This window comes from Nioella sp., from assembly GCF_965215655.1.
In the GTDB taxonomy this organism is placed as follows: Bacteria; Pseudomonadota; Alphaproteobacteria; order Rhodobacterales; family Rhodobacteraceae; genus Nioella.
The window spans coordinates 408,530-428,939 of sequence record NZ_OZ244111.1 but is presented as its reverse complement, the minus strand read 5'-3'; the positions used below and the strand labels follow the sequence as shown (position 1 = coordinate 428,939).

Genomic DNA, 20,410 nt, shown 5'->3' with positions numbered 1-20,410 from the left:
CCGGAAGGTCAGTTATCGACGCCAAAACGGATCAGGACGGATCGACATCCCAATCCGGGTCATGCGCTGGATCCGCACCGCCTTCTTCATTGACGTAGTAGAAGCCGTCCAGACCCGTTGGATAGCCACTGTTGGTGTAGACGTATGAGTTTTCCAGATCGGCCAAAAAGGCCACCTGGCCGGCAAAACGGGGGCGGGTGACCGTGAAATTCACGAATTCCTGATCGGCGAGGCCAGCGCTGAAAGCTGGGCGATGCGGCAGGAAGGTTTCGATCAGCAGCATCCGGTCGCCATAGGCCATGATCGGAATGCGGTCGATGAAATCGGGGAAGTCGCTGGCGCGAATATAGGTCATCCCGTCGGTGCCGTGCGACCAGTCGATCCGGTAGCCGCCCTGCTGTCGGGTGATCTGCGATACACGCAGGGCCGATCCGGCGGTGTTCCGGGTCAGGAACTGGAACACATCCGCAAGCCCCTCGATATCCGAGCTGGAAATCTCGTTTGTGCGGCGTGACAGGACGTCGGCCACCGCATAGGTCGCCTTGATCGAGGTGTTGTAGACCCGGAATGCGTCGAAGAAGACAAAGCTAGCCACGAAAACCCAAGCCAGAATCGGGATGACGATCACCGCTTCCAGCGCGACCGAGGCGCCTTCGTCCTTCCAGAATGTCCTGATCATCCGTTTCATGGCTGTCTCACTCCGGCTCGTTCACGAAGACGGTGGCGGCGGTGATGTGGATGGCGCCGGTGTCGTCGCGCGTCAGGTCCAGCCCAAGCCCGGAAATCGGCAGGATCCGGTCCACAAGGGCGCAGGTGCGGATCAGCATCAACTGGTTGTCCGCGCCGGGATGGAACTGGTTGGCCGGAGTCACGGTGCCGGAGCGGTCGACGCAGAGCGTGTGATAATCCGGAAGGTTGTAGGTATCCTGATCAATCACCCGCAGGTCCAGCAACAGCGATTCCTGGCAGTTGATGAGGATCGGCGTGTTGTCGCAGATATTGTCCCGGATCGCGTCATGGGTGACCGTCACATCGGAGGTCAGGCGCAGATAGCGCACGGCGCTGTCCAGCGACCGTTCCATCATCACTTGCCGGGTCAGCAGCATGGCGGTCTCGAAGGCCGCCACGAAGATCATCACGATCAACGGGAAGACGATCACGAATTCCACCGTCGCGTTGGCCTCTTCTTTGCGGAAGAACCGGGATATCTTGGTCAGGCCCCACATGTCATGCCCTACTGGATCAGCTTGAGCTGGTTGATCGACGCCGCGATGGAGGCGAAGGCCTCGGAGATCTCGATCCCTTCGGCGTCGTAGTAATGGGCAGGCGTCGTGGCACAGTGCTGCATCACGCTTTCGCCACGGGCGGGCGCTTCGAACGCAATGGTGAACACGATGATCCCGGCGTCATTTGCCGCGTCGCAGATATTGCGCAGGTTGGCATCGGCCTCGCTCGCACCCGCGTAGGTTTCGATCGAGTAATAGCGCAGCTGGCGATAGTAGTCCCAGTCACCGGCGTAGTAGTAGTATTCGCCGGCCAGCATCCGAGCGGAATAGGTGGCCCAGAGTTCAGCCCACGGAATGGCCTCTGCATCGCTGCCGCCATAGGGCTGCGAATTGTAGCTGTCATTGTGGTGCCAGTAGTACAGGTCGTAGCGCGGCAGATAAGCCGAGGTGCGGCCGGTGTCAGGGTCGCGGAACACGGTCGAGGGCCCGCGCTTGAATTCCTGAACCACGTCGACCTGGCTTGTATTCTCGCCATCCGTCATAAGGATGATGATCTTCAGAACCTCGTCTTCCTCGTAGGAATGGGGGCGGCCTGCGAAATCCTCGTCCACTTCTCCCGCGGCAATCAGTTCCGTCACAGCGGGCTGTGCTGCCGGATCCAGCAGACCCACGGCCCATCTCATGCCAAGGTCGATCGCGGTGTTGCCATTGGCGGAAAGGCTGTTGACCAGCGCGTGCAGCTCATCCGCGTCATTCGACCAGGGCAGAATGGCGGCGTAGTCACTGGTGGTGCAATGCGGCGTGCGGAAGGTGCGATATCTGCTGCGGTACCGATAGTCGAAATGCGCGATCCGTTCGATGGCCTCATCGGGGTCAATCGCAGTCACGTTGTAGTCGGCCGGATCGAAGCGGGTGCAGTTCGATTCATTGTGCTCGTCAGACAGGGTGAAGACACTGGCCAGCGTCGTGCCCGCATTGACCTGGCTGTGATAGGGAATGATCGAGATCGACACCTGGTCTTCTTCCGCATTCGCGGCCAGCACGGTGTCGATGAACTCATTGGCCGCTGTACGCATGTTGGCGATCTTGTTGTTCCAGCCCATGGACCCGGAGATGTCGAGCACCATGGAAATCTCGATATCCATGATCCGTTCTTCCGCGGCCCCCCGCGCGGGGGAGGTCAGGGCATTCACCCCGAACATGTTCATGAAGTAGGACCGCAGATCCATCTCGGCATAGGCGGAGACCCGGCGGAAATTCAGCCCCTGGTCCACGTCCACTTCCAGCCGGTAGTGATCCAGACCCGAGGTCGCGAAGTAGTCGATCACGACCGCCTCCGGGTCTTCAGTCTGGTTCAGCGCGGCCGCGGCCAGAACGGCGCGGTCAAGCGTGTATTGCAACTGCGTGCGCTGTGTTTCGTAGCGCATCACGTCGATGGCAATCCCACCGGCGGCGAGCATCAGGACGAACATCATCAAGGCAAAGATCGTCACGGTTCCGCGTTCGTCGCGCAGAAATCCGGCCCGGCGCCGAATTGGCGCGTGGGGTCGCGTTTGGCGGATCGGATCTGTCGCTCGGGTCATCCCGGAAGCCTCATGCAGTATGACGAGTCGTGGATCGACGCAGTTCGACCCATGCTCTTCCTCGTTCACAAGAACGGCAGAAATGGGGCGGAAGCAGGAAGGAAACGGGGAGTTTTATGAATGACAACAATCAACTTGCGTGCATTTTTCAACGCTCGGCGATGAAACTGGCTGTTTCAACGACAGGTTGTCTTGCATGGATGGGCCAGCTGTGGTCCGCTCAAAAAATGGGCGGTTTGCAAACACAGCAGGGGCCGCACACGGAACACGCCAAGGAGGTATACGCGATGTCCCCGAAGGGAGAACCGAGTTTCCGTCAGTCAGTTGACCTGATGTTCAACCGCGCTGCATCCATGATGGATCTGCCCCCTGGGCTGGAAGAGAAGATCCGCGTCTGCAACGCCACCTACACGGTTCGCTTCGGGGTGCGTCTGCGGGGCGAGATCCGGACCTTCACCGGTTATCGCTCGGTCCATTCGGAGCATTTCGAACCGGCCAAGGGCGGCATCCGCTACGCCCCCAATGTGAACCAGGACGAGGTCGAGGCGCTGGCCGCGCTGATGACCTACAAATGCGCCCTGGTTGAAGCGCCCTTCGGCGGATCGAAAGGCGGGCTTTGCATCGACCCGCGCGAATACGAAGAACACGAGCTGGAACAGATCACCCGGCGCTTCGCCTATGAGCTGATCAAGCGCGACATGATCAACCCGGCGCAGAACGTGCCCGCCCCCGATATGGGTACCGGTGAAAAGGAAATGGCGATCATCGCCGACCAGTATGCCCGGATGAACACCACCGATATCAACGGCAAGGCCTGCGTGACCGGCAAACCCCCCCATGCGGGCGGTATCCGGGGCCGGGTCGAGGCGACGGGGCGCGGCGTGGAATACGCCTTGCAGGAGTTCTTCCGCCACCCCGAAGACGTGGCGGCTGCTGGCCTGTCCGGCACGCTGGAGGGCAAGCGGATCATCGTGCAGGGGCTCGGCAATGTGGGCTACCACGCCGCCAAGTTCCTGTCGGAGGAGGATGGCGCCAAGATCGTCGGGATCATCGAACGCGATGGCGCGCTGCTCGATCCTGACGGGTTGGATGTCGAGGCAGTCAAGAACCACATCGCCCGCACCGGCGGCGTCGACATGTTCCCGGGGCCCCGCTACATCAAGGACGGCGTCAAGGCGCTGGAGGAGGAGTGCGATATCCTGATCCCGGCGGCACTGGAGGGCGTGATCAATCTGCAGAACGCGGCGAATATCAAGGCCCCGCTGATCATCGAGGCCGCGAATGGCCCTGTAACGGCAGGCGCGGATGAAATCCTGCGCAAGAAGGGCACCGTGATCATCCCCGACCTTTATGCCAATGCGGGTGGTGTGACCGTGTCCTATTTCGAGTGGGTCAAGAACCTCAGCCATATCCGCTTTGGCCGGATGCAGCGCCGCCAGGAAGAGGCGCGCCATCAGTTGATCGTCGATGAACTGGAACGGCTCGACCGCCATCTTGGCGACGCGTGGTCCCTGACACCGGCCTTCAAGGAAAAATACTTGCGCGGTGCCGATGAACTGGAACTGGTGCGCTCGGGCCTCGATGACACGATGCGCGCGGCTTACCAGTCGATGCGCGAGGTCTGGCACAGCCGCAACGACGTGACCGACCTGCGGACTGCGGGCTTCATGGTCTCGATCGGGCGCGTGGCGGCCAGCTACCGGGCCAAGGGCCTGTAAATCGGCAGGGCGCGGGGGGCTGTCACAGCTCTCCGCGCTGTTGCGCGATGCGGACCGAGATCAGATCCGCCACCGCCTTGGACTGCGCGTTCGAGGTAACCCCGCCCACCATCACCATCCGCCCGCGCCGCCACCACAGGCCCGGCGCATAGGCATTCTGCATCCGGTCACGCAGCGACAGGCGGAAACCGGCGGCGGGCTTGAAGGCAAAGAAGCCGCGGTCGACCTTTTCAATATTGTCGATCCGGGCAATCAGCCGCCCGCCCTGCTCTCGCAGTTCCTCCCGCGTGAGTTCCAGCGTCACGCTGGAGGCCTGCCAAAGCGCCCAGGACAGCCACAGGCTGCCCGCGCCGATCCCCAGCAAGAGCAGCGTGAACCCGAAATCAGCGGGCGGATGGCTTGCCGCGACCCAGACCAGAAGCAGGCCGAGCAGACCGAGAGATCCCGTCGCAAACACCCTGCGCGGGCCTTTCGGAGTGATGCGTTCAAGGATTTCGTCGCTGTCGGTCATGCAGCTTCTCCGCTTGATTTTCCGGGTTAGAGCATGGCGCGGAAGAAATGACCAGAAGGAGAGTCATGGGAGTCAACTCACCGCGCGACCCTCTGGGCCGCGCAGGAATTTTGTTGCGTGAAAACTGTCCGGAGAGAGCGCCCCGGATCAGGGCTCGCGTCGCACCTCGTATCCGGGCTCTTCCGGTTCGTCATCGGTCATCTCTGCCGGGAAGCCCGGATAGGTGATGTCGAGACCCGTCGCCTCTTCCAGCCGCTTGATGATATTGGGCGACAGTTCCCGCTCGCCGTAACGCGCGATGCCGTCCTTGAAGATCTGGATCATCAGCGGGTTCATCTCCAAAGGCACGTTTGCCCGGTCCGCAACCTCCTGGAACAGGCCGATATCCTTCAGCACCAGATCCATGGTGAACGAAATATCGCGCGATCCGTTCAGGATGACCTGGCTTTCGGTTTCATGCACGAAGCTGGTGCCCGAGGAAATCCGGATCGCCTCATAGGCCACGCCCAGATCCATGTCGGCCGCCTTGGCCACGGTCAGTGCCTCGGCACAGCTGATCAGGTTTGCGGTGGCCAGATAGTTGGTGATCACCTTCAGGATCGAGGCCGACCCGATCGGGCCGGTATGCAGCACACGGCGGCCCATGGTGGTCAGAAGCGGCAGAATGCGTTCGAAGGTTGCGCGGTCACAGCCCGCGAAGATCGAGATATTGCCGGTATCGGCCCGGTGGCAGCCGCCCGATACCGGGCAATCCACCGCTGCACCGCCCGCTGCGATGACCATGGCCCCAAGGCGCTTCACCTCGGCCTCGTCCGTGGTGCTCATCTCCATCCAGATCTTGCCCGGCCCCATGGCCTCCAGCAGGCCGTCCGGGCCTTCCACCACCTTGGCCGAAATGCTGGGATGCGGCAGGCAGGTGATGACCGCGTCGCAGTCGCGCAACATCTGGGCGGGGCTTTCCCCCACCTTGGCACCCTTGGCCGCGAACTCGGCCACCCTGGCCTCATCCAGATCGCGAACCGTGATATCGACCCCGTTGCGCAACAGCGATCCGGCCAGCTTGTGGCCGACATTGCCAAGTCCGATAAACCCTACTTTCATTCCGAGTCTCCCTGAAGGTTTTCGCGAAAATTTCACGGGTTGCCGGGCCTGTCTTGCCCGAAACCGACCCTTGCAGGACTGCACAATGGTCGTTTGTGGACCGCCAATTGTCGATGCCCCTGCCTCGCCCTACATTCGGTGTCAATCAGGACCCGAGGAGGTTTCCATGTCCATCAGACCCGTTACCGAAACCCGACGCGCCCAACCCACGATGGAGGGCGCCGGCGTCAAGCTGCACCGCGCCTTCGGCTTTCAGGACCCAAGCGAACTGGACCCGTTCCTGTTGTTCGACGATTTCCGGGGGGAAACCCCGTCGGACTACATGCGCGGCTTTCCCTGGCACCCGCATCGCGGGATCGAGACTATCACCTATGTGCTGGCAGGCACCGTGGAACACGGGGACAGCCTGGGCAATACAGGCAAGCTTCGAGCGGGTGATGTGCAGTGGATGACCGCAGGTTCCGGCATCCTCCACCAGGAGATGCCCTTCGGGAACGCAAAGGGGCAAATGCATGGTTTTCAGCTTTGGGGAAACCTGCCCTCGTCGCTGAAGATGACCGCGCCGCGCTATCAGGACGTGCAAGGCAAGGACATCCCCGAAATCATCGACGATGACGGCACGCAGGTGAAGGTCATCGTGGGCGAATTCTGGGGCAAGCGCGGCCCCGTGGACGGCATTGCCGCCGACCCGCAATATCTGGATGTCTACGTGCCCGCAGGAGTCAGGAAGACCTTCAAAATCGACACCTATCGCCGCGCCTTCGCCTACGTCTTCGATGGATCCGCAGCCTTTGCCGATGCCTCGCAGCCAGAGGGCGTGTTGCTGGAAAAGGAGGTAATGGGGCAAGAGGTCAATATGCGTGAGCTTTCGGGCAACCGCACCCTCATCCGCTTCGGCACCGGCGACGAGGTGACGGTACAGGCAGGGCCGGAGGGCGTGCGGTTCCTGCTGATTTCGGGGGCCCCGATCGAGGAGCCGGTCGCCTGGCACGGTCCGATCGTGATGAACACACAGGCCGAGATCCAGCAAGCCATGCGCGATCTTCGAAACGGGACGTTCCTGAAGCCGCAACACTGACCATCCTGAAACGAGGAAAGGCCCCGATCTGACCGGGGCCTTTCTTGTCAGACGATGGCCATCAGCAATGCCGGTGCCGCCACCATTCCACCGATGATCAGCGCCAGAGACAGCCCCAAACCCTTGAACATGTGTGTTTCCTTTCCGGTCCTTGTAGGTTCACGCACATGGGCAAATAGGCGGGGAGTCACGGCTTTCGATGCGGCAGCCGGACGCAGGCGAACCGGTTCTGCCGACAACCCGGCGCAGGCCCTTATCCAAGGACATGCGAGCTGAGGAGGGTCTCTTCTTCGGCGCGAGGCTCAGCGAGGCGAGACCTGCCGCGATGGCCGCCGCTGGCAGACCAGCGCAATCGTTCAGACGTAGCCACGCCAGGCCAGAACGCCGATCACCAATGCGATCACAACTGCCAGACGAAAGGCCAGGTCGGCGAACAGATAGGCCCTTGCACGCGCGCGGGCGGTGGCCGGGTCAAGGCCACTCAAATAGGCCTCTATCCGCCTTGCTGCGCGTTCCGGCCCGTCGCCATCCGTGACCCGCGCCAGACGCGGATTTTGGGACCGCTCGATCGCTGCGAGAATAAGCGCGCCATCCTGCCGCAACCGGCGCGGCAGTTTCCGCCCCGACCGGCGCAGCGCGGCGGGCAGTGTGTCGGCCCGCACCCCCAGTTTCTCGCGCATCAGCGCTGTCAGGCGGTCGGACAGACGTGCAAGCTCCTGCGGATCGGCAGCCATGGGAATCCCTTTCGACGGTGCAGTCTAACGACCCATGCGCCACCGCTCAACGGCTCTGGTCGCGCCGGGCGGGATGCGCTATCTCCAGACCATGCTCGCGACCTATCTCACCGGTGATCCTACCGACCGCCCGCCGCTTCTGATCGTGCATGGCCTCTTCGGCTCCGCGCGCAACTGGAACGTCATCGCCAAGCGCCTCTCCGATGAGCGGCAGGTGATCGGCGTTGACATGCGAAATCATGGGGATAGCGATTTTCAGCCGACGCATACATATCCCGATATGGCGGCTGATCTGGCTCAGGTGATCGCCGCGCATGGCGGGCGGCTGGATGTGCTGGGGCATTCCATGGGCGGCAAGGCCGCGATGATGCTGGCGCTGACGCGGCCCGAGATGGTGAACCGGCTGGTCGTAGCCGATATCGCGCCGGTGGCTTACGGGCACAGCCAGAGCCACCTGATTGACGCCATGCGGGCGGTGGACCTGTCGCGGGTTGAGACGCGGCGCGATGCGGATGAGCAGCTGAGCGCCGCCGTTCCCGAAGCGGGCGTCCGCGCTTTTTTGCTGCAATCTCTGAATGTTAAGGGCAGGCGCTGGCGGCTCAACCATGACGTTCTGGACCGCGACATGGGCAAGGCGACGGGCTGGCCGGAGGGGGTTGAGGGCCGGTTTGACGGGCCGGTGTTCATGCTGTCGGGGGTGGAGTCGGACTATGTGCGGCCCGAATATCGGGACGCGATCAAGGGCTATTTCCCGAAGGCGCGCTTTGCGAAAATTCCCGGTGCGGGGCATTGGCTGCATGCCGATAAACCCCGCGAATTCGAGGCGGCGGTGCGGGCGTTTCTGAACGCCTGAGACCCGAAAAACAGGGGGGTGCCACGCGTACACCCCCTGTACACCCCCCGTACACCCCCTGTGCAGACAGATCACCGCCCCTGCATGGCGCGGGCGACGTAAAAGGCGACGGGAAAGGCCAGCAGAAAGCCCGCAACGACGGCCCCGGTGATCGGCCAGACCCCGATCCACCCCGCCACCAGAAGGATGACGAGGAACACACCCGCAAGGGTGGCGCCGATGAAGAGGTGGAGGAGGAGAAGAAGGTAGGACATGGGGGATGAGCTAGAGCCGCATAAGCTCGCACACGCGCGAGGCAAAGCTTCTCATTAATCCTCGTTCGACTGATTCATCACGTAATGGAAAAGGTCGCCCAATCCGATCGAGGCGAGGCTAGCCTTAACTGTTGCCAGCCTGATCTTGTGGTATGAGTCAATGTCCTCATGCTCCACCCCGACTGGTGGGAATGCCAGCCTACGTTTGATCCACGCCAGAATTTCCTGGTCGCGTCTACGCCGGAACACGCTACCGTCCCAGATCGGCCGAAGGTCAATCCCTGCCTGCAGCAGCTCCTCAATCAATCTGGTCTCATCCAGAACGGTCAAGCCCTGCCAGAGATTGCCATTGGGCACCGGATTAACGAACACCGTACCGTCTATCGCTGAAATGTAATCAAGCTTGGAACAACGCGGCGTAAGTACATCCCTCGCCATGTTGTAGCGCTTGCGTCGCTCGATTACGAGGATATCTTGATTAATCTCACCCAAAAGCTGGCGACCGTGAATGGCCGATCCTTCCGAAAACACGAGCTTGCGAGCAGAGGAGTAAGTCTGAAGCTGCTGGCGCATGGTCATCTTCTCGGGCCAGATCACTTTCACCCCTAGTTTCAGGAAGCATTCTTCCAGGTAGGATTCACCCGCGAGGGAGGAAAGATTTGCTGGCAGCCTAGCTCGGCTCACATACACGTCTTCCTCTGGGTTCGCTTGAAACCCCAGCCCATCCATCAGCTTTTCTAGAATGGTAAGGTATTCGGCGTCGGGCTTCCCAAAGAGCGTTTCACCCAGTGGAGCAGCATAGAGCAACTCGACTTCGAGAGGTTCCTTTCTTTGAATGACTACGCGGTCTATGGTCACTCCAAGCGTTTCGAGGATATCATAAAAGAAATCCTGGGGCTCCCCGATGCCTTCTGGAAGACTGAACAGCAACTTGGCCTCTGGTGGACAATTCAACAGCGCAAGGGGCAGTCTGCTGAGCTGGTCGGCAATGAAATGACCGAAGTGCGGGGGAAGGTACCCGCACCAGATATGCGGCCCTTCCAGAACCGTTGCCTGCTCGGTCCCTTCAACAGGCTTGTCGTCCACAGGGACCGATCGGCGGCATTGCCGGATAAGGGTTTGTTGCTCGAAATTCGGCCAAATGGGACCGCCTGAGAAGATCCAAGCATCTATACCTTTCGACGGTTCCAGACGGATATTCCGGAACTCCTGAATAGAACGCATACAATCTGGCAAATTTTTCTCCCGGCGGCAGTCAAAGGGTGGATTCAAGCGAGCCACCCTCCGCTGCAGTGACCTCAGCTATCCATCTTCAGCGCATTGATAAACGCCGATTGCGGGATCTCGACCTTCCCGAACTGGCGCATCTTCTTCTTGCCCGCTTTCTGCTTGTCCAGCAGCTTGCGCTTCCGGGTGGCGTCGCCACCGTAGCATTTGGCGGTCACGTCCTTGCGCATGGCCGACAGCGTCTCTCGTGCAATCACGCGGCCCCCGATGGCGGCCTGGATCGGGATCTTGAACATGTGGCGGGGGATCAGCTCTTTCAGCTTTTCGCACATGGCGCGGCCGCGCTGTTCGGCCCGGTCGCGATGGACCATCATCGACAGCGCGTCGACCGGTTCCTCGTTCACCAGCACCGACATCTTGACGAGGAAGTCCTCGCGATAGCCCTCCATCTGGTAATCAAAGGAGGCATAGCCCTTGGTCACCGATTTCAGCCGGTCGTAGAAGTCGAACACCACCTCGTTCAGCGGCAGGTCATAGACCACCATCGCGCGGGTGCCCGCATAGGTGAGGTCGAGCTGGATGCCGCGCCGGTCCTGGCAGAGCTTCAGCACGTCGCCGAGGTATTCGTCGGGCACAAGGATGGTCGCCTTGATCCGCGGTTCCTCGATATGGTCGACATGGGTCAGGTCGGGCATGTCAGCGGGGTTGTGAAGCTCCTGCACCGTGCCGTCCTTCATGTGGACATGGTAGACCACGGAGGGCGCGGTGGTGATCAGCTCGATATCGTATTCGCGTTCGATGCGGTCGCGGATGACCTCCAGGTGCAGCAGGCCGAGGAAGCCGCAGCGGAAGCCGAAGCCGAGGGCCGCGGAGGTTTCCATCTCGAAGCTGAAGGAGGCGTCATTGAGCGCCAGTTTCTCGATCGCGTCGCGCAGGTCCTCGAATTCGGCGCTGTCGACCGGGAAGAGGCCGCAGAAGACCACGGGCTGCGCGGGTTTGAAGCCGGGCAGCGCGGTCTCGGTGCCGTGCTTTTCATGGGTGATGGTGTCGCCGACGCGGGTGTCGCGCACCTGTTTGATCGAAGCGGTGAGGAAGCCGATTTCACCCGGGCCCAGTTCGGCAATATCCTGCATCTTGGGTTTGAAGACGCCGAGCCGATCGACGGGGTAGCGCCCGCCTGTGCCGAGCATCTTAATCCGGTCGCCTTTCCGGATCCTGCCGTCAATGACGCGGATGATGACGACCACGCCCAGATAGGCATCGTAGTAGCTGTCGACGAGCATTGCCTTGAGCGGCGCATCGCGGTCGCCGCCGGGGGCAGGCAGGCGGGTGACGATGGCTTCCAGCACGTCGGGGATGCCGACGCCGGTCTTGGCGGAGATGAGGACGGCGTCCGAGGCGTCGATGCCGATCACGTCCTCGATCTGTTCGGCCACGCGTTCGGGTTCTGCGGCGGGCAGGTCGACCTTGTTCAGGACTGGCACGATCTCATGATCCGCGTCGATGGCCTGGTAGACATTGGCAAGCGTCTGCGCCTCGACCCCCTGGGAGGCATCGACGACCAGAAGCGAGCCCTCGACCGCCTGCATCGACCGGCTGACCTCATAGGCGAAGTCCACATGGCCGGGCGTGTCGATCAGGTTCAGGACGTAAGTTTTGCCGTCCTTGGCCGGGTACTCGATGCGCACCGTGTTTGCCTTGATGGTGATCCCGCGCTCGCGCTCGATATCCATGCTGTCCAGAAGCTGCGCCTGCATATCGCGTTCGGCCACCGTCCCGGTCAGCTGGATCAGCCGGTCGGCAAGGGTGGATTTGCCGTGGTCGATATGGGCCACGATGGAGAAATTGCGGATGAGATCAAGGTCGGTCATGAAGGTGGGATATGAGCGGGATTTGGGGTTTGGTCAATGGGGTCTGTTGGGCAGAGAAATCGTCTGTGACCGGTGGGTGTCAGACTGCCCGCGCCCTATGAGCAAAGGTGGTTGTGACAAGCGAGATGCTGAGATCATGCTCCAGCGCGGAATCAAGGCGAAGACGCCGCGCCATCGTCGATCCTGACCCAGGCAGCGATCGTCACAGGCAGTCGGCCCGGCCGTGCTGGCCGATGGCAGGAGACATCTCATAGCAGACCAGCCGCTCCCCCCGCTCCTGACCTTTCCCCTCTGCGCGTTCTATGTGCCTGCGCAGAGGGGAAAGGTGCGAGGGCCGCGAATGCTCTGGTTGGGGCGCGCTGGCGCATTCCTGCCGAAAAATGAGCTGGGCCATTTTGGATAGAACGGCAACCGGTGGTACACTGGGTCTTATTTCCAACCAGAAAGGGCATTGCCATGCGTTATATATCTCGTTTTTCAGCGATTGCAGTCCTGCTGCTCATCCCCACGCTAGTCCAGGCCGACACATTGTTGGTTTGCGAGGACCGCGACAATGACGGGCGGTTCGGTCTTGTCGAGGTGACCCTGCAACCCGCCGCGGCCGGGGCCAGTGTTGTTCGCGGCAATATCGGCACCTATCAAAGCTGCGTTGCTGCGATCAGCCAGCAATCGGCCTGCAATGGCTCCTCCACGCTCTGCGCCTGCGAAGACCGTGATCAGGACGGGCGGTTCGGCATCGTGCGTCATGCCTATCCGACGTCCGGTCGCAGCGTGATTGCGCCAAATCTCGGAAACTACTTCACCTGTCAGGCACAGCTGAACAGCTATCCGACTGCAAGTGACCGCTATCTTACCTGTGACGACTATGACAACGATGGACGCTACGGTGTCGTCTCGCATCAGCTTGTCCCGCAGGCCGCCACTGCCCAGATCCTTCAGGCCAACTATGGCAACTACTATGCCTGCACGCAGCAGATCTCGACCTTTTCCCAATGCCAGGGCAGCAGCTATTGCGGATGCGTCGATGCCGATCAGGACGGGCGGTTCGGGATCGTCTGGGTGAACAGCACGCTGGCGTCGACCCGGGTGGTTCAAGGAAATATCGGCAACTACGGAAGCTGTTTCAGCCAGATGAATTGGAACGACTGGGTCAATTAAGGCTCGCGCTTTCACGCTTGGACTGCCCCATAGGGGCAGCCCTGCGGTGCAGACATCATTGTCGTTTGAAAAACGCTGGTGGACCGGATGCCGGGGGCCGCCAGAAGGTTGCGCTTAATCGTCAGTCCATGAGAATTCGCAGATGAGAACAAGATCGTCCATGATCGGGCTTTGTAAATAACGATCAGGTGGTTTGTTATGGATGAGATTTCAGACACGCGCGGTGCATGGGCTTGGGCCAAGGCTCAACCGGTGGAGAAACGGAGCTATGTGGGGGCACGCGCGGCCCTGCGGGCCTTTCCCGCCATTTTTCTGTGCCGCGAGGCGGCCTACAAGGATGACCCCGATGCCTTCAACATGAGGTCGGTGATCGCTTTGCCCACGCTCTTCGGGCTGGCCTTGTCATCAGCGGCTGCGGCGCGGGACACGCGGGACGCGGTCAAGGAGGGCCGGGAGCTGGATATCGTCTGGGCCGCGCTCGAACACTGGTCTGCTGAGGCGGCGGGCGGGTTCGATCCTGCGACAGCCGACGGGGATCGCGCGGCGGAACGGGCCATGACGGCGACCCTCGACGCCTTATCGGGCGTTCTGGAGAGTTTCCGGCGGGCGTCGGGCACGGCCATCAGCGACTCGGCGCGTGCGATTTCCAAAGCCGTCTCTGTGCTGGCCGAACGGGCGGGGTGTACGTCGGACGAGATAGACGCCCGCGCCGAGGCCGCGGCGGCGGTGGCCTACGCCGCCGCAACCCGCGACGCCAACGACCCAGAACAGGACTGGCCACCGCTTTGGTCCCCTGACCTTGCGGCGCCGCCGGAACTGCTGGACCTCTGGGAGGTGGGCAGGGCGCATTTCGGGAAAGACCCGGAAACCTGGGGCTTCTGGGTCGATTGGTACGAGGGCTTGCTAAACGGGCGCCAGCCCTCATGGCCGGTGACGCTTCGCATCGCCACCGGGATCGAAAGCGGCGAATGGGAGCCGGTGGGCGGCGCGGCATTGGCTGCGCGGAGGATTGCCCGGATCACCGGTTAGACGGTTTGATCCCAAGCCCTGTCAGCGTCCAAGCGAAGACCCGGCGCTGATCTCCCGATCCACCATCGCGCGCAGCGAAAAGCTGGTGCGGGTGGAGCGGATGCCGGGGACGCTCATCAGGTTGTGTTCGAGGAAGCTGTCGAAGCTGCGCAGGTCGCGGGCGGCGATTTTCAGCAGGATGTCTCGGCTGCCGGTCATCAGGTGGCATTCCAGCACCTCCGGAAAGCGGCGGATGGCGCGCTCGAACCCTTCCAGCGCATCGCGGCTCTGGCGTTCCAGTTCGGCGAAGACGAAGACGGTGATGGGGTAGCCCAGTTTTTCCGGGCTGACGCGGGCGGCATAGCCGGTGATGATTCCCTCCGCCTCCATCCGCGCCATACGGCGGGCGCAGGGGGTGGGGGAGAGGCCGACTCGCTCGGCCAGATCGGTGACCGGCAGGCGGCCGTCGCGTTGCAGGGTGGTGATGATCTTGCGGTCGAGATCGTCCATCCGCGTGAATCCTTCGAATCAGAGGGGGATGGCAGAGAATATCACCAAGAATGCCTGCTCGTGAACGGATATTTGGCGTCAATCCCCTCTGGTCTGACGATATCCTCCACCTCAAAGAGGAGGACCCCCATGCAGATCACCACCCTGCCCACGTCAAGCCATGAAGAAGTATTGCGCGTCTCGGACGATGCAACGGGGCTTGTGGGATTTATTGCCATCCACTCCACCCAGTTGGGTCCGGCGGCGGGTGGTCTTAGGATGAAACCCTATGCCAGCGAAGAGGCAGCGCTGACCGATGCGCTGCGGTTGAGCCACGGGATGACTTTCAAGAACGCCGCGGCGGGGCTGCCCCTGGGCGGCGGCAAGGCGGTGATCATGGGCGATCCGGCTGTGCTGAAATCCGAGGCTTTGCTGGCGGGGTTCGCCGGTGCCTTAGCGGCTCTGAAAGGGCGCTACTGGACGGCGGAAGACATGGGGATGAGCCCTGCCGATATGGCGGTGATCGCGCGCGGGACGGAGTTTGTCGCGGGCCTGCCGGACGGGGCGTATGCCAGCGGCGACCCCTCGCCCATCACCGCGCACGGCATCTTCAACGCGATCCGCTGCACCGCCAGGCACCGGTTCGGGTCAGGCGACCTGACCGGGCGCAAGGTGGCGGTGCAGGGGCTTGGGCATGTGGGCTGGTATCTGGCCGAGATGCTGCATGATGCCGGAGCGTTGCTGATCGTGGCAGATATCGACCCGGCACGCTGCGACCGTGCGGCGGAGCGTTTTGGTGCAGCCGTTTCCCCGGTGGATCGGATTCTTCAGGTGGAGGCCGATATCCTCGCCCCCTGCGCCATTGGCGGCATCCTGAACGCTGAAACCATTCCGTCGCTGCGGGTTCAGGCCGTGGCGGGTGGGGCCAACAACCAGCTGGCAACCCCTGCCGACGGCGACGCGCTGCACAAGCGCGGCATCCTCTATGCGCCGGACTATGTGGCCAATGCAGGCGGCATCATCAACGTGGCGACCGAGATCCTCAAGATCCGCGACCGGGAGGGTTTCGTCGCGGACAAGTTGGCCGAGGCCGAAGCGACGCTTGACGCGATCCTGACTCAGGCCGCCACGCGCGGGCTGGCACCGCATAAGGTGGCCGACGATATCGTTCTGAGCCGCATGCAGCAGCGCCCCGCAGCCTGACCTCTGCCATTTTCCGCCCATTTCACCCCCGTTGCGCGCCGGGAGATTGCGCTGCGGGGGTACTTTCGGCAGATTAGCTTGCAGATGGGGGGACCAACCCCTTGCATGGGGCAAGCGAGGCAGGGCGATGCGCAAGACATTCTCGGCATTTCTGATCACGTTCATGGTGGTGGGCGCTCCTCTGGAGGCAAGCCCGGTGGAACGCGCCTGTATGACATCGGGCCGCACGGCGGCGAACCCGTCGCTTTGCGCCTGCATCGGCAGCGCGGCACGCCAGACCCTGAATTTCGGCGAACAGCGCCGCGCCGCGCGGCTCTTTGACGACCCGGACGAGGCGGAAGAATTGCGTATGTCCGACAACCATCGGGACGAGGCATTCTGGGACCGGTACAGGGCCTTCGGGGAAGCTGCCGAACAGATGTGCGGCTAAGTCCCGGTCAGCTGTGCGGCCCAGGCCTGTGCGGCCTGTTCGATCAGCGTGAGAGCCCCGTCGAAATCCCGCGTGTAGTAGGGGTCGGGCACATCGGTCGGGGCGTTGTTCAGCACGGAAAGGTAGAGTGACAGCTCTGCGGTGGCATCCGCCGGACGGATCGCCTGCAAATCCTCCAAATTGCTGCTGTCCATCGCCAGAATCAGATCGAAGCGATGGAAATCATCGGCCTTGACCTGCCGGGCGCGCTGCTGGCTGAGGTCATATCCCCGCGCCCGCGCGGCCGCCTGCATCGGACCGTAGGGCGGCTTTCCCACATGCCAGCCGGCGGTCCCGGCACTGTCTATGCGTGCCTCCGGCAGGGCCGCGCGCAGCAGCGCCTCGCCCGTGGGTGAGCGGCAGATATTGCCGAGACAGACACAGAGGATAGACTTGGCCATGGGGGCTCCTTCGTTGCGGCCCCTTGATGCCATGGAAGGGGGCTGAATGGAACGCATTGTCATCCTGACCGGCGCCGGGATTTCCGCTGAAAGCGGTCTTGGCACCTTTCGCGACAAGGATGGACTGTGGACGCGCTACGATTTGAACGAGGTCGCCACGCCCGAGGGCTTTGCCCGCAATCCCCGGCTGGTGCATGAGTTCTACAACGCCCGTCGTGCCAATGCGCTGGATGCCAGCCCCAATGCTGCGCATGATGCGCTGGCCCGGCTGGAACGGGAGTGGGCGGGCGAGGTTCTGATCGTCACGCAGAACGTCGATGATCTGCATGAACGGGCGGGCAGCCGCAATGTACTGCATATGCATGGGGCGCTTGCCGGGGCGCTTTGTGCCGCTTGTGATCATCGCTGGCCCGCGCCACGGGCGATGGACCCTGACGCCCCCTGCCCCGCCTGCGCCGCGCCGCGCACACGCCCCGATATCGTCTGGTTCGGAGAGATTCCCTATCACATGGACGCAATCGCAGACGCGCTGTGGCAGGCGGATCTGTTTGTGTCCATCGGCACCTCGGGCGAGGTCTATCCCGCCGCCGGTTTCGTGCAGGAGGCGCAGGCGGCAGGGGCAGAGACGCTGGAAATCAACCTGGAGCCATCGCGGGTGCCGGGCCTGTTCGACCGGGTGATCGCGGGGCAAGCCACCGAGGCCGTGCCGAAGTGGGTGGTTGAGATGCTGGCATAGAGGCCCGTTCACAAGCCGGTGAGGTGGTTTGATTGCGCACTTAATATAGTGTATGATTGACACATAATTACATGCGGAAAGGATTTCCCGTGCAGCGCCGCCACTCCATCCTCGCTCTTTGCCTGCTATTCACCGCCCAAGGCCCGGCAGTCCATGCGCAGGCCGGTCTGGAAAGCTATGACCTGACCCCCTATCGCGTGATCTCGGTGCATGACGACTGGCGCGTTCTGTGTACGCCTGCGGGCACCGGCAGCTGGTCTTATCCGCGCGATTGCGCCGTCGAGGATCGCTATGGGCTGATCGTTTTCGTCAATCCGTTCGGCTACTTTGCCTATACGCGACGCGGGCATGTCCCCGGCGATGGCATGATACGGGAGGGCGAGGGTTTCGGCGCCCAAGAGGTCTTGCTGACCTATGCCGGTCCCGACACATCGGCCGAGTTCATTTCGGGTGGCACGGTCTTTCCAGACGGCTCTGCCCATTCGGTCAGTCTTGCAGGATATGCCGAGGCGCAGGCTGCCGCGATTGCGCTGATGCAATAGGGTTTCAATTGGGACGGCGCGCCGGATGGAACCTGCGGCGCGCCGCCAAGGGCCGCTATGGGAGGGACAGCACCGTCGCGGCCCTGTCCCGGGGCTTAGTCGGAAGCGGCGTTGCCCATGTTGCCGTGGTTCATCTGGCCATGACCCTGCATCTGCTGGCGCATCGGGTTGCGCTCCAGATCAATCGGGATGGTCACGGTCATTTCACCGGCCTGTTCGAAGACCAGCGTCACCTCGATTTCTTCGCCATGTTCGAAGGGCTGGTTGAGGCCGAGGAACATCACGTGGTCGCCGCCGCGCGCCAGGGCGTGGCTGCCACCGGCGGGAATGGCGAAGCCTTCCTCTACGTGGATCATTCGCATCACGCCATTTGCGTCTTCCTGATGCGTGTGCAGCTCGACCCGTTCAGCCACGTCGGACCGGGCGTCGATCAGCCGGTCGTCGGTGTCGGTCTGGTTCATGATCTCCATGAAGGCCGCGCCCGATTGCGACATCATCGCAGAGGCGCGGGCATAGGGGTCGTGAATCATGATGCCATCGGCAAAGGCGGGAAGGGCGAAGGACAGGGCAGCAACGCCCGCGAGAAGGGTGGATTTGAACGACATCGGTCGTCTCCTTGATCTGATTGGAATAGGGAAATTCGGGATCAGATCAGGGATGGGGGGCCGCGCCCCTGCCCGCCTTGCACGGTGGTTTCGTGAATGTTCAGCGCAAAGGGACGGACACAGAGCTGCGCCATGTGCCATTCCGGCGCGTCCAGCGGTTGCGGTTCCGTCAGGGCCAATGTGCCGATGGTGCAATCGGGGCAGGCATGGGTCGTTTCCATCGGCTCGCCATCGGGGCCAAGGGGCACGACCTGCTGGTCAGCGTCGATGCAGAGAATCATCGACCCCGTCATCGACATCCCACCACGCGCCACGGCCATGCTGACCGAGGTCATGGCAAGCATCAGAGCAAGCAGCAATGCGGTTGCGGGATTCAGCAGACGGTTCATGACGCTTAAATAGGCACGGGGCGCAACGCTTGCAAAGCGCAAAAAGGACGCGGCCCCCGAGCAAATGCCGGAGGCCGCGAGAATTTGCCGAAAGGATCGGGGAAGATCAGGCTTCTGCCTGGGCCTTCGCGATATCTTTCTTGATTTTCAGCGCTTTGGGCGAAAGCTCTTCGTCTTTCGCTTTGGCCAGGAACGCATCCAGACCACCACGGTGATCGACGGAGCGCAGGGCCGCTGCCGAAATGCGCAGCTTGAAGCTGCGGTCAAGCGCCTCGGACCCGAGGGTCACGTCGTTCAGGTTCGGAAGAAACCGACGCTTGGTCTTGTTGTTGGCATGGCTGACATTGTTGCCAGACATTGGGCCTTTTCCGGTCAATTCGCAGACGCGCGACATGTGCTTATCCTCGGTCTCAGAAACGGACAAGGGCGCTGAGCCGGTCAGCGCCCCTACAAATCTGGCGGGTGGATACGGCGCTGCACGGGCAGTGTCAAGCGATTCATCCCCGCCCGGGATGACTTTCCCTGTTTCCCGTCATAGCCTGCCGCCATGGTGAAGGAAACCGATCTCTACCCGCCGGTGAAGGCCTTTCTGGAAGGGCAAGGCTACGAAGTGAAATCCGAGGTCGGGGCCGCGGATGTGGTGGCCTTGCGTCCGGGTGAAGACCCGGTGATCGTGGAGCTGAAGACCCGTTTCTCGCTGGCGCTCTTCCATCAGGGGGTGGCGCGGCTGGCACTGGCCGATCTGGTCTATCTGGCGGTGCCGCGCGGCACCGGGCGCGGGTTTCAGAAGGCATTGAAGGAAAACACGGCCTTGTGCCGCCGGTTGGGGCTTGGCCTGCTAACGGTGCGGCTGAGCGATGGCTTCGTCGAGGCGCATTGCGACCCGGGGCCCTATGAACCGCGTATCTCCAAACCGAAACGCCAGCGCCTGCTGCGGGAGTTCTCGCGGCGCGTGGGCGACCCGAATAGCGGCGGGGCGACGCGGGTGGGACTGGTCACCGCCTACCGGCAGGACGCGCTGCGCTGTGCGGCCCATCTGGCTAAGCATGGGCCCTCACCTGGCCGCGATGTGAAGGCCGCCACCGGGGTGGACCGGGCCACGACATTGATGCGCGACGACCACTATGGCTGGTTCGAGAAGGTGGAGAAGGGTGTTTATGCATTGACGCCCAAGGGGATGGAGGGGCTGAACGCGTATGGCACGCCGGCCCCACTTACCGGCACGGCGGAGACCGAGAACGCCCGCTGACCTGC

General features: G+C 62.2%; 24 protein-coding genes. 10 read left to right on the top strand and 14 right to left on the bottom strand.

Annotation, left to right across the window (positions count from 1 at the left end):
• Positions 1-31: 31 nt before the first annotated feature.
• From ACOOEX_RS02160 to ACOOEX_RS02150, 3 genes are read right to left on the bottom strand one after another with little or no spacing between them, the layout of a single operon-like run.
• Complete coding sequence (locus tag ACOOEX_RS02160; RefSeq protein WP_420396922.1) at positions 32-688, bottom strand: TadE/TadG family type IV pilus assembly protein; 657 nt, start codon at positions 686-688, stop codon at positions 32-34.
• A gap of 7 nt (positions 689-695) precedes the next feature.
• Complete coding sequence (locus ACOOEX_RS02155) at positions 696-1,226, bottom strand: TadE/TadG family type IV pilus assembly protein (protein WP_071690984.1); 531 nt, start codon at positions 1,224-1,226, stop codon at positions 696-698.
• A gap of 8 nt (positions 1,227-1,234) precedes the next feature.
• Positions 1,235-2,809 carry a pilus assembly protein TadG-related protein gene (locus ACOOEX_RS02150; protein WP_420396921.1) on the bottom strand — a complete coding sequence of 525 codons (1,575 nt, stop codon included), beginning with the start codon at positions 2,807-2,809 and terminating at the stop codon, positions 1,235-1,237.
• Between the two features lie 287 nt (positions 2,810-3,096).
• On the opposite strand from ACOOEX_RS02150, the gene ACOOEX_RS02145 reads away from it, so the two are divergent.
• Entirely contained in the window at positions 3,097-4,527 is a 1,431-nt protein-coding gene (locus ACOOEX_RS02145) for a Glu/Leu/Phe/Val family dehydrogenase (protein WP_420396920.1), read from the top strand.
• A 22-nt stretch (positions 4,528-4,549) separates the two neighbouring features.
• Here the strand turns inward: ACOOEX_RS02145 and ACOOEX_RS02140 are convergent, their stop codons facing one another.
• Both ACOOEX_RS02140 and ACOOEX_RS02135 read right to left on the bottom strand, forming a co-directional pair.
• Positions 4,550-5,038 carry a hypothetical protein gene (locus ACOOEX_RS02140; protein WP_306047442.1) on the bottom strand — a complete coding sequence of 163 codons (489 nt, stop codon included), beginning with the start codon at positions 5,036-5,038 and terminating at the stop codon, positions 4,550-4,552.
• A gap of 147 nt (positions 5,039-5,185) precedes the next feature.
• Positions 5,186-6,139 carry an NAD(P)-dependent oxidoreductase gene (locus ACOOEX_RS02135; protein WP_420396919.1) on the bottom strand — a complete coding sequence of 318 codons (954 nt, stop codon included), beginning with the start codon at positions 6,137-6,139 and terminating at the stop codon, positions 5,186-5,188.
• A gap of 166 nt (positions 6,140-6,305) precedes the next feature.
• Between ACOOEX_RS02135 and ACOOEX_RS02130 the strand changes: the two genes are divergently transcribed.
• Positions 6,306-7,217, top strand: a complete 912-nt coding sequence (locus tag ACOOEX_RS02130; protein WP_420396918.1) for a pirin family protein — start codon at positions 6,306-6,308, stop codon at positions 7,215-7,217.
• A 356-nt stretch (positions 7,218-7,573) separates the two neighbouring features.
• Here ACOOEX_RS02130 and ACOOEX_RS02125 read toward each other — a convergent pair whose 3' ends face one another.
• Positions 7,574-7,951, bottom strand: a complete 378-nt coding sequence (locus ACOOEX_RS02125; protein ID WP_420396917.1) for a hypothetical protein — start codon at positions 7,949-7,951, stop codon at positions 7,574-7,576.
• 91 nt (positions 7,952-8,042) lie between these two features.
• Between ACOOEX_RS02125 and ACOOEX_RS02120 the strand changes: the two genes are divergently transcribed.
• Positions 8,043-8,804 (top strand): alpha/beta fold hydrolase, encoded by a 762-nt coding sequence (locus ACOOEX_RS02120; RefSeq protein WP_420398308.1) that lies wholly within the window; start codon positions 8,043-8,045, stop codon positions 8,802-8,804.
• A gap of 71 nt (positions 8,805-8,875) precedes the next feature.
• Here ACOOEX_RS02120 and ACOOEX_RS02115 read toward each other — a convergent pair whose 3' ends face one another.
• The 3 genes from ACOOEX_RS02115 to lepA all read right to left on the bottom strand — a co-directional run bounded on the left by ACOOEX_RS02115 (position 8,876) and on the right by lepA (position 12,156).
• Complete coding sequence (locus tag ACOOEX_RS02115) at positions 8,876-9,058, bottom strand: CTP synthetase (RefSeq protein WP_420396916.1); 183 nt, start codon at positions 9,056-9,058, stop codon at positions 8,876-8,878.
• 54 nt (positions 9,059-9,112) lie between these two features.
• Positions 9,113-10,282: a glycosyltransferase 61 family protein gene (locus ACOOEX_RS02110; protein WP_420396915.1), complete on the bottom strand. Its 1,170-nt coding sequence runs from the start codon at positions 10,280-10,282 to the stop codon at positions 9,113-9,115.
• A gap of 74 nt (positions 10,283-10,356) precedes the next feature.
• Positions 10,357-12,156, bottom strand: a complete 1,800-nt coding sequence (lepA, locus tag ACOOEX_RS02105; RefSeq protein ID WP_420396914.1) for a translation elongation factor 4 — start codon at positions 12,154-12,156, stop codon at positions 10,357-10,359.
• Between the two features lie 456 nt (positions 12,157-12,612).
• Here lepA and ACOOEX_RS02100 point away from each other — a divergent pair, with 456 nt between their 5' ends.
• Together ACOOEX_RS02100 and ACOOEX_RS02095 are read left to right on the top strand one after the other, a co-directional pair.
• Entirely contained in the window at positions 12,613-13,314 is a 702-nt protein-coding gene (locus ACOOEX_RS02100; RefSeq protein ID WP_420396913.1) for a hypothetical protein, read from the top strand.
• Between the two features lie 198 nt (positions 13,315-13,512).
• Positions 13,513-14,343: a hypothetical protein gene (locus tag ACOOEX_RS02095; protein WP_420396912.1), complete on the top strand. Its 831-nt coding sequence runs from the start codon at positions 13,513-13,515 to the stop codon at positions 14,341-14,343.
• A 21-nt stretch (positions 14,344-14,364) separates the two neighbouring features.
• Here ACOOEX_RS02095 and ACOOEX_RS02090 read toward each other — a convergent pair whose 3' ends face one another.
• Positions 14,365-14,832, bottom strand: coding sequence for an Lrp/AsnC family transcriptional regulator (locus ACOOEX_RS02090; protein ID WP_420396911.1), 468 nt, complete (start codon positions 14,830-14,832; stop codon positions 14,365-14,367).
• 129 nt (positions 14,833-14,961) lie between these two features.
• Between ACOOEX_RS02090 and ACOOEX_RS02085 the strand changes: the two genes are divergently transcribed.
• Together ACOOEX_RS02085 and ACOOEX_RS02080 are read left to right on the top strand one after the other, a co-directional pair.
• On the top strand, positions 14,962-16,014 hold the full coding sequence (locus ACOOEX_RS02085; RefSeq protein ID WP_420396910.1) for a Leu/Phe/Val dehydrogenase: 1,053 nt from the start codon (positions 14,962-14,964) through the stop codon (positions 16,012-16,014).
• Between the two features lie 127 nt (positions 16,015-16,141).
• Positions 16,142-16,444 (top strand): hypothetical protein, encoded by a 303-nt coding sequence (locus ACOOEX_RS02080; protein ID WP_071690970.1) that lies wholly within the window; start codon positions 16,142-16,144, stop codon positions 16,442-16,444.
• Here the strand turns inward: ACOOEX_RS02080 and ACOOEX_RS02075 are convergent.
• Positions 16,441-16,884: a low molecular weight protein-tyrosine-phosphatase gene (locus ACOOEX_RS02075; RefSeq protein WP_420396909.1), complete on the bottom strand. Its 444-nt coding sequence runs from the start codon at positions 16,882-16,884 to the stop codon at positions 16,441-16,443. The two genes, ACOOEX_RS02080 and ACOOEX_RS02075, sit on opposite strands and share 4 nt — an antisense overlap.
• Before the next feature lie 46 nt (positions 16,885-16,930).
• Here ACOOEX_RS02075 and ACOOEX_RS02070 point away from each other — a divergent pair, with 46 nt between their 5' ends.
• Both ACOOEX_RS02070 and ACOOEX_RS02065 read left to right on the top strand, forming a co-directional pair.
• Positions 16,931-17,620 (top strand): NAD-dependent deacylase, encoded by a 690-nt coding sequence (locus ACOOEX_RS02070; RefSeq protein WP_420396908.1) that lies wholly within the window; start codon positions 16,931-16,933, stop codon positions 17,618-17,620.
• Between the two features lie 89 nt (positions 17,621-17,709).
• Complete coding sequence (locus ACOOEX_RS02065; protein WP_420396907.1) at positions 17,710-18,162, top strand: hypothetical protein; 453 nt, start codon at positions 17,710-17,712, stop codon at positions 18,160-18,162.
• Positions 18,163-18,257: 95 nt separating this feature from the next.
• Here the strand turns inward: ACOOEX_RS02065 and ACOOEX_RS02060 are convergent, their stop codons facing one another.
• The 3 genes from ACOOEX_RS02060 to rpmB form a co-directional block, all read right to left on the bottom strand.
• Complete coding sequence (locus ACOOEX_RS02060) at positions 18,258-18,767, bottom strand: copper chaperone PCu(A)C (RefSeq protein ID WP_420396906.1); 510 nt, start codon at positions 18,765-18,767, stop codon at positions 18,258-18,260.
• 41 nt (positions 18,768-18,808) lie between these two features.
• Positions 18,809-19,156, bottom strand: a complete 348-nt coding sequence (locus ACOOEX_RS02055) for a hypothetical protein (RefSeq protein ID WP_420396905.1) — start codon at positions 19,154-19,156, stop codon at positions 18,809-18,811.
• Between the two features lie 106 nt (positions 19,157-19,262).
• Entirely contained in the window at positions 19,263-19,550 is a 288-nt protein-coding gene (gene rpmB, locus ACOOEX_RS02050; protein ID WP_071690964.1) for a 50S ribosomal protein L28, read from the bottom strand.
• 153 nt (positions 19,551-19,703) lie between these two features.
• On the opposite strand from rpmB, the gene ACOOEX_RS02045 reads away from it, so the two are divergent.
• Entirely contained in the window at positions 19,704-20,405 is a 702-nt protein-coding gene (locus ACOOEX_RS02045; RefSeq protein ID WP_420396904.1) for a DUF2161 domain-containing phosphodiesterase, read from the top strand.
• The last annotated feature ends 5 nt before the right edge of the window (positions 20,406-20,410 follow it).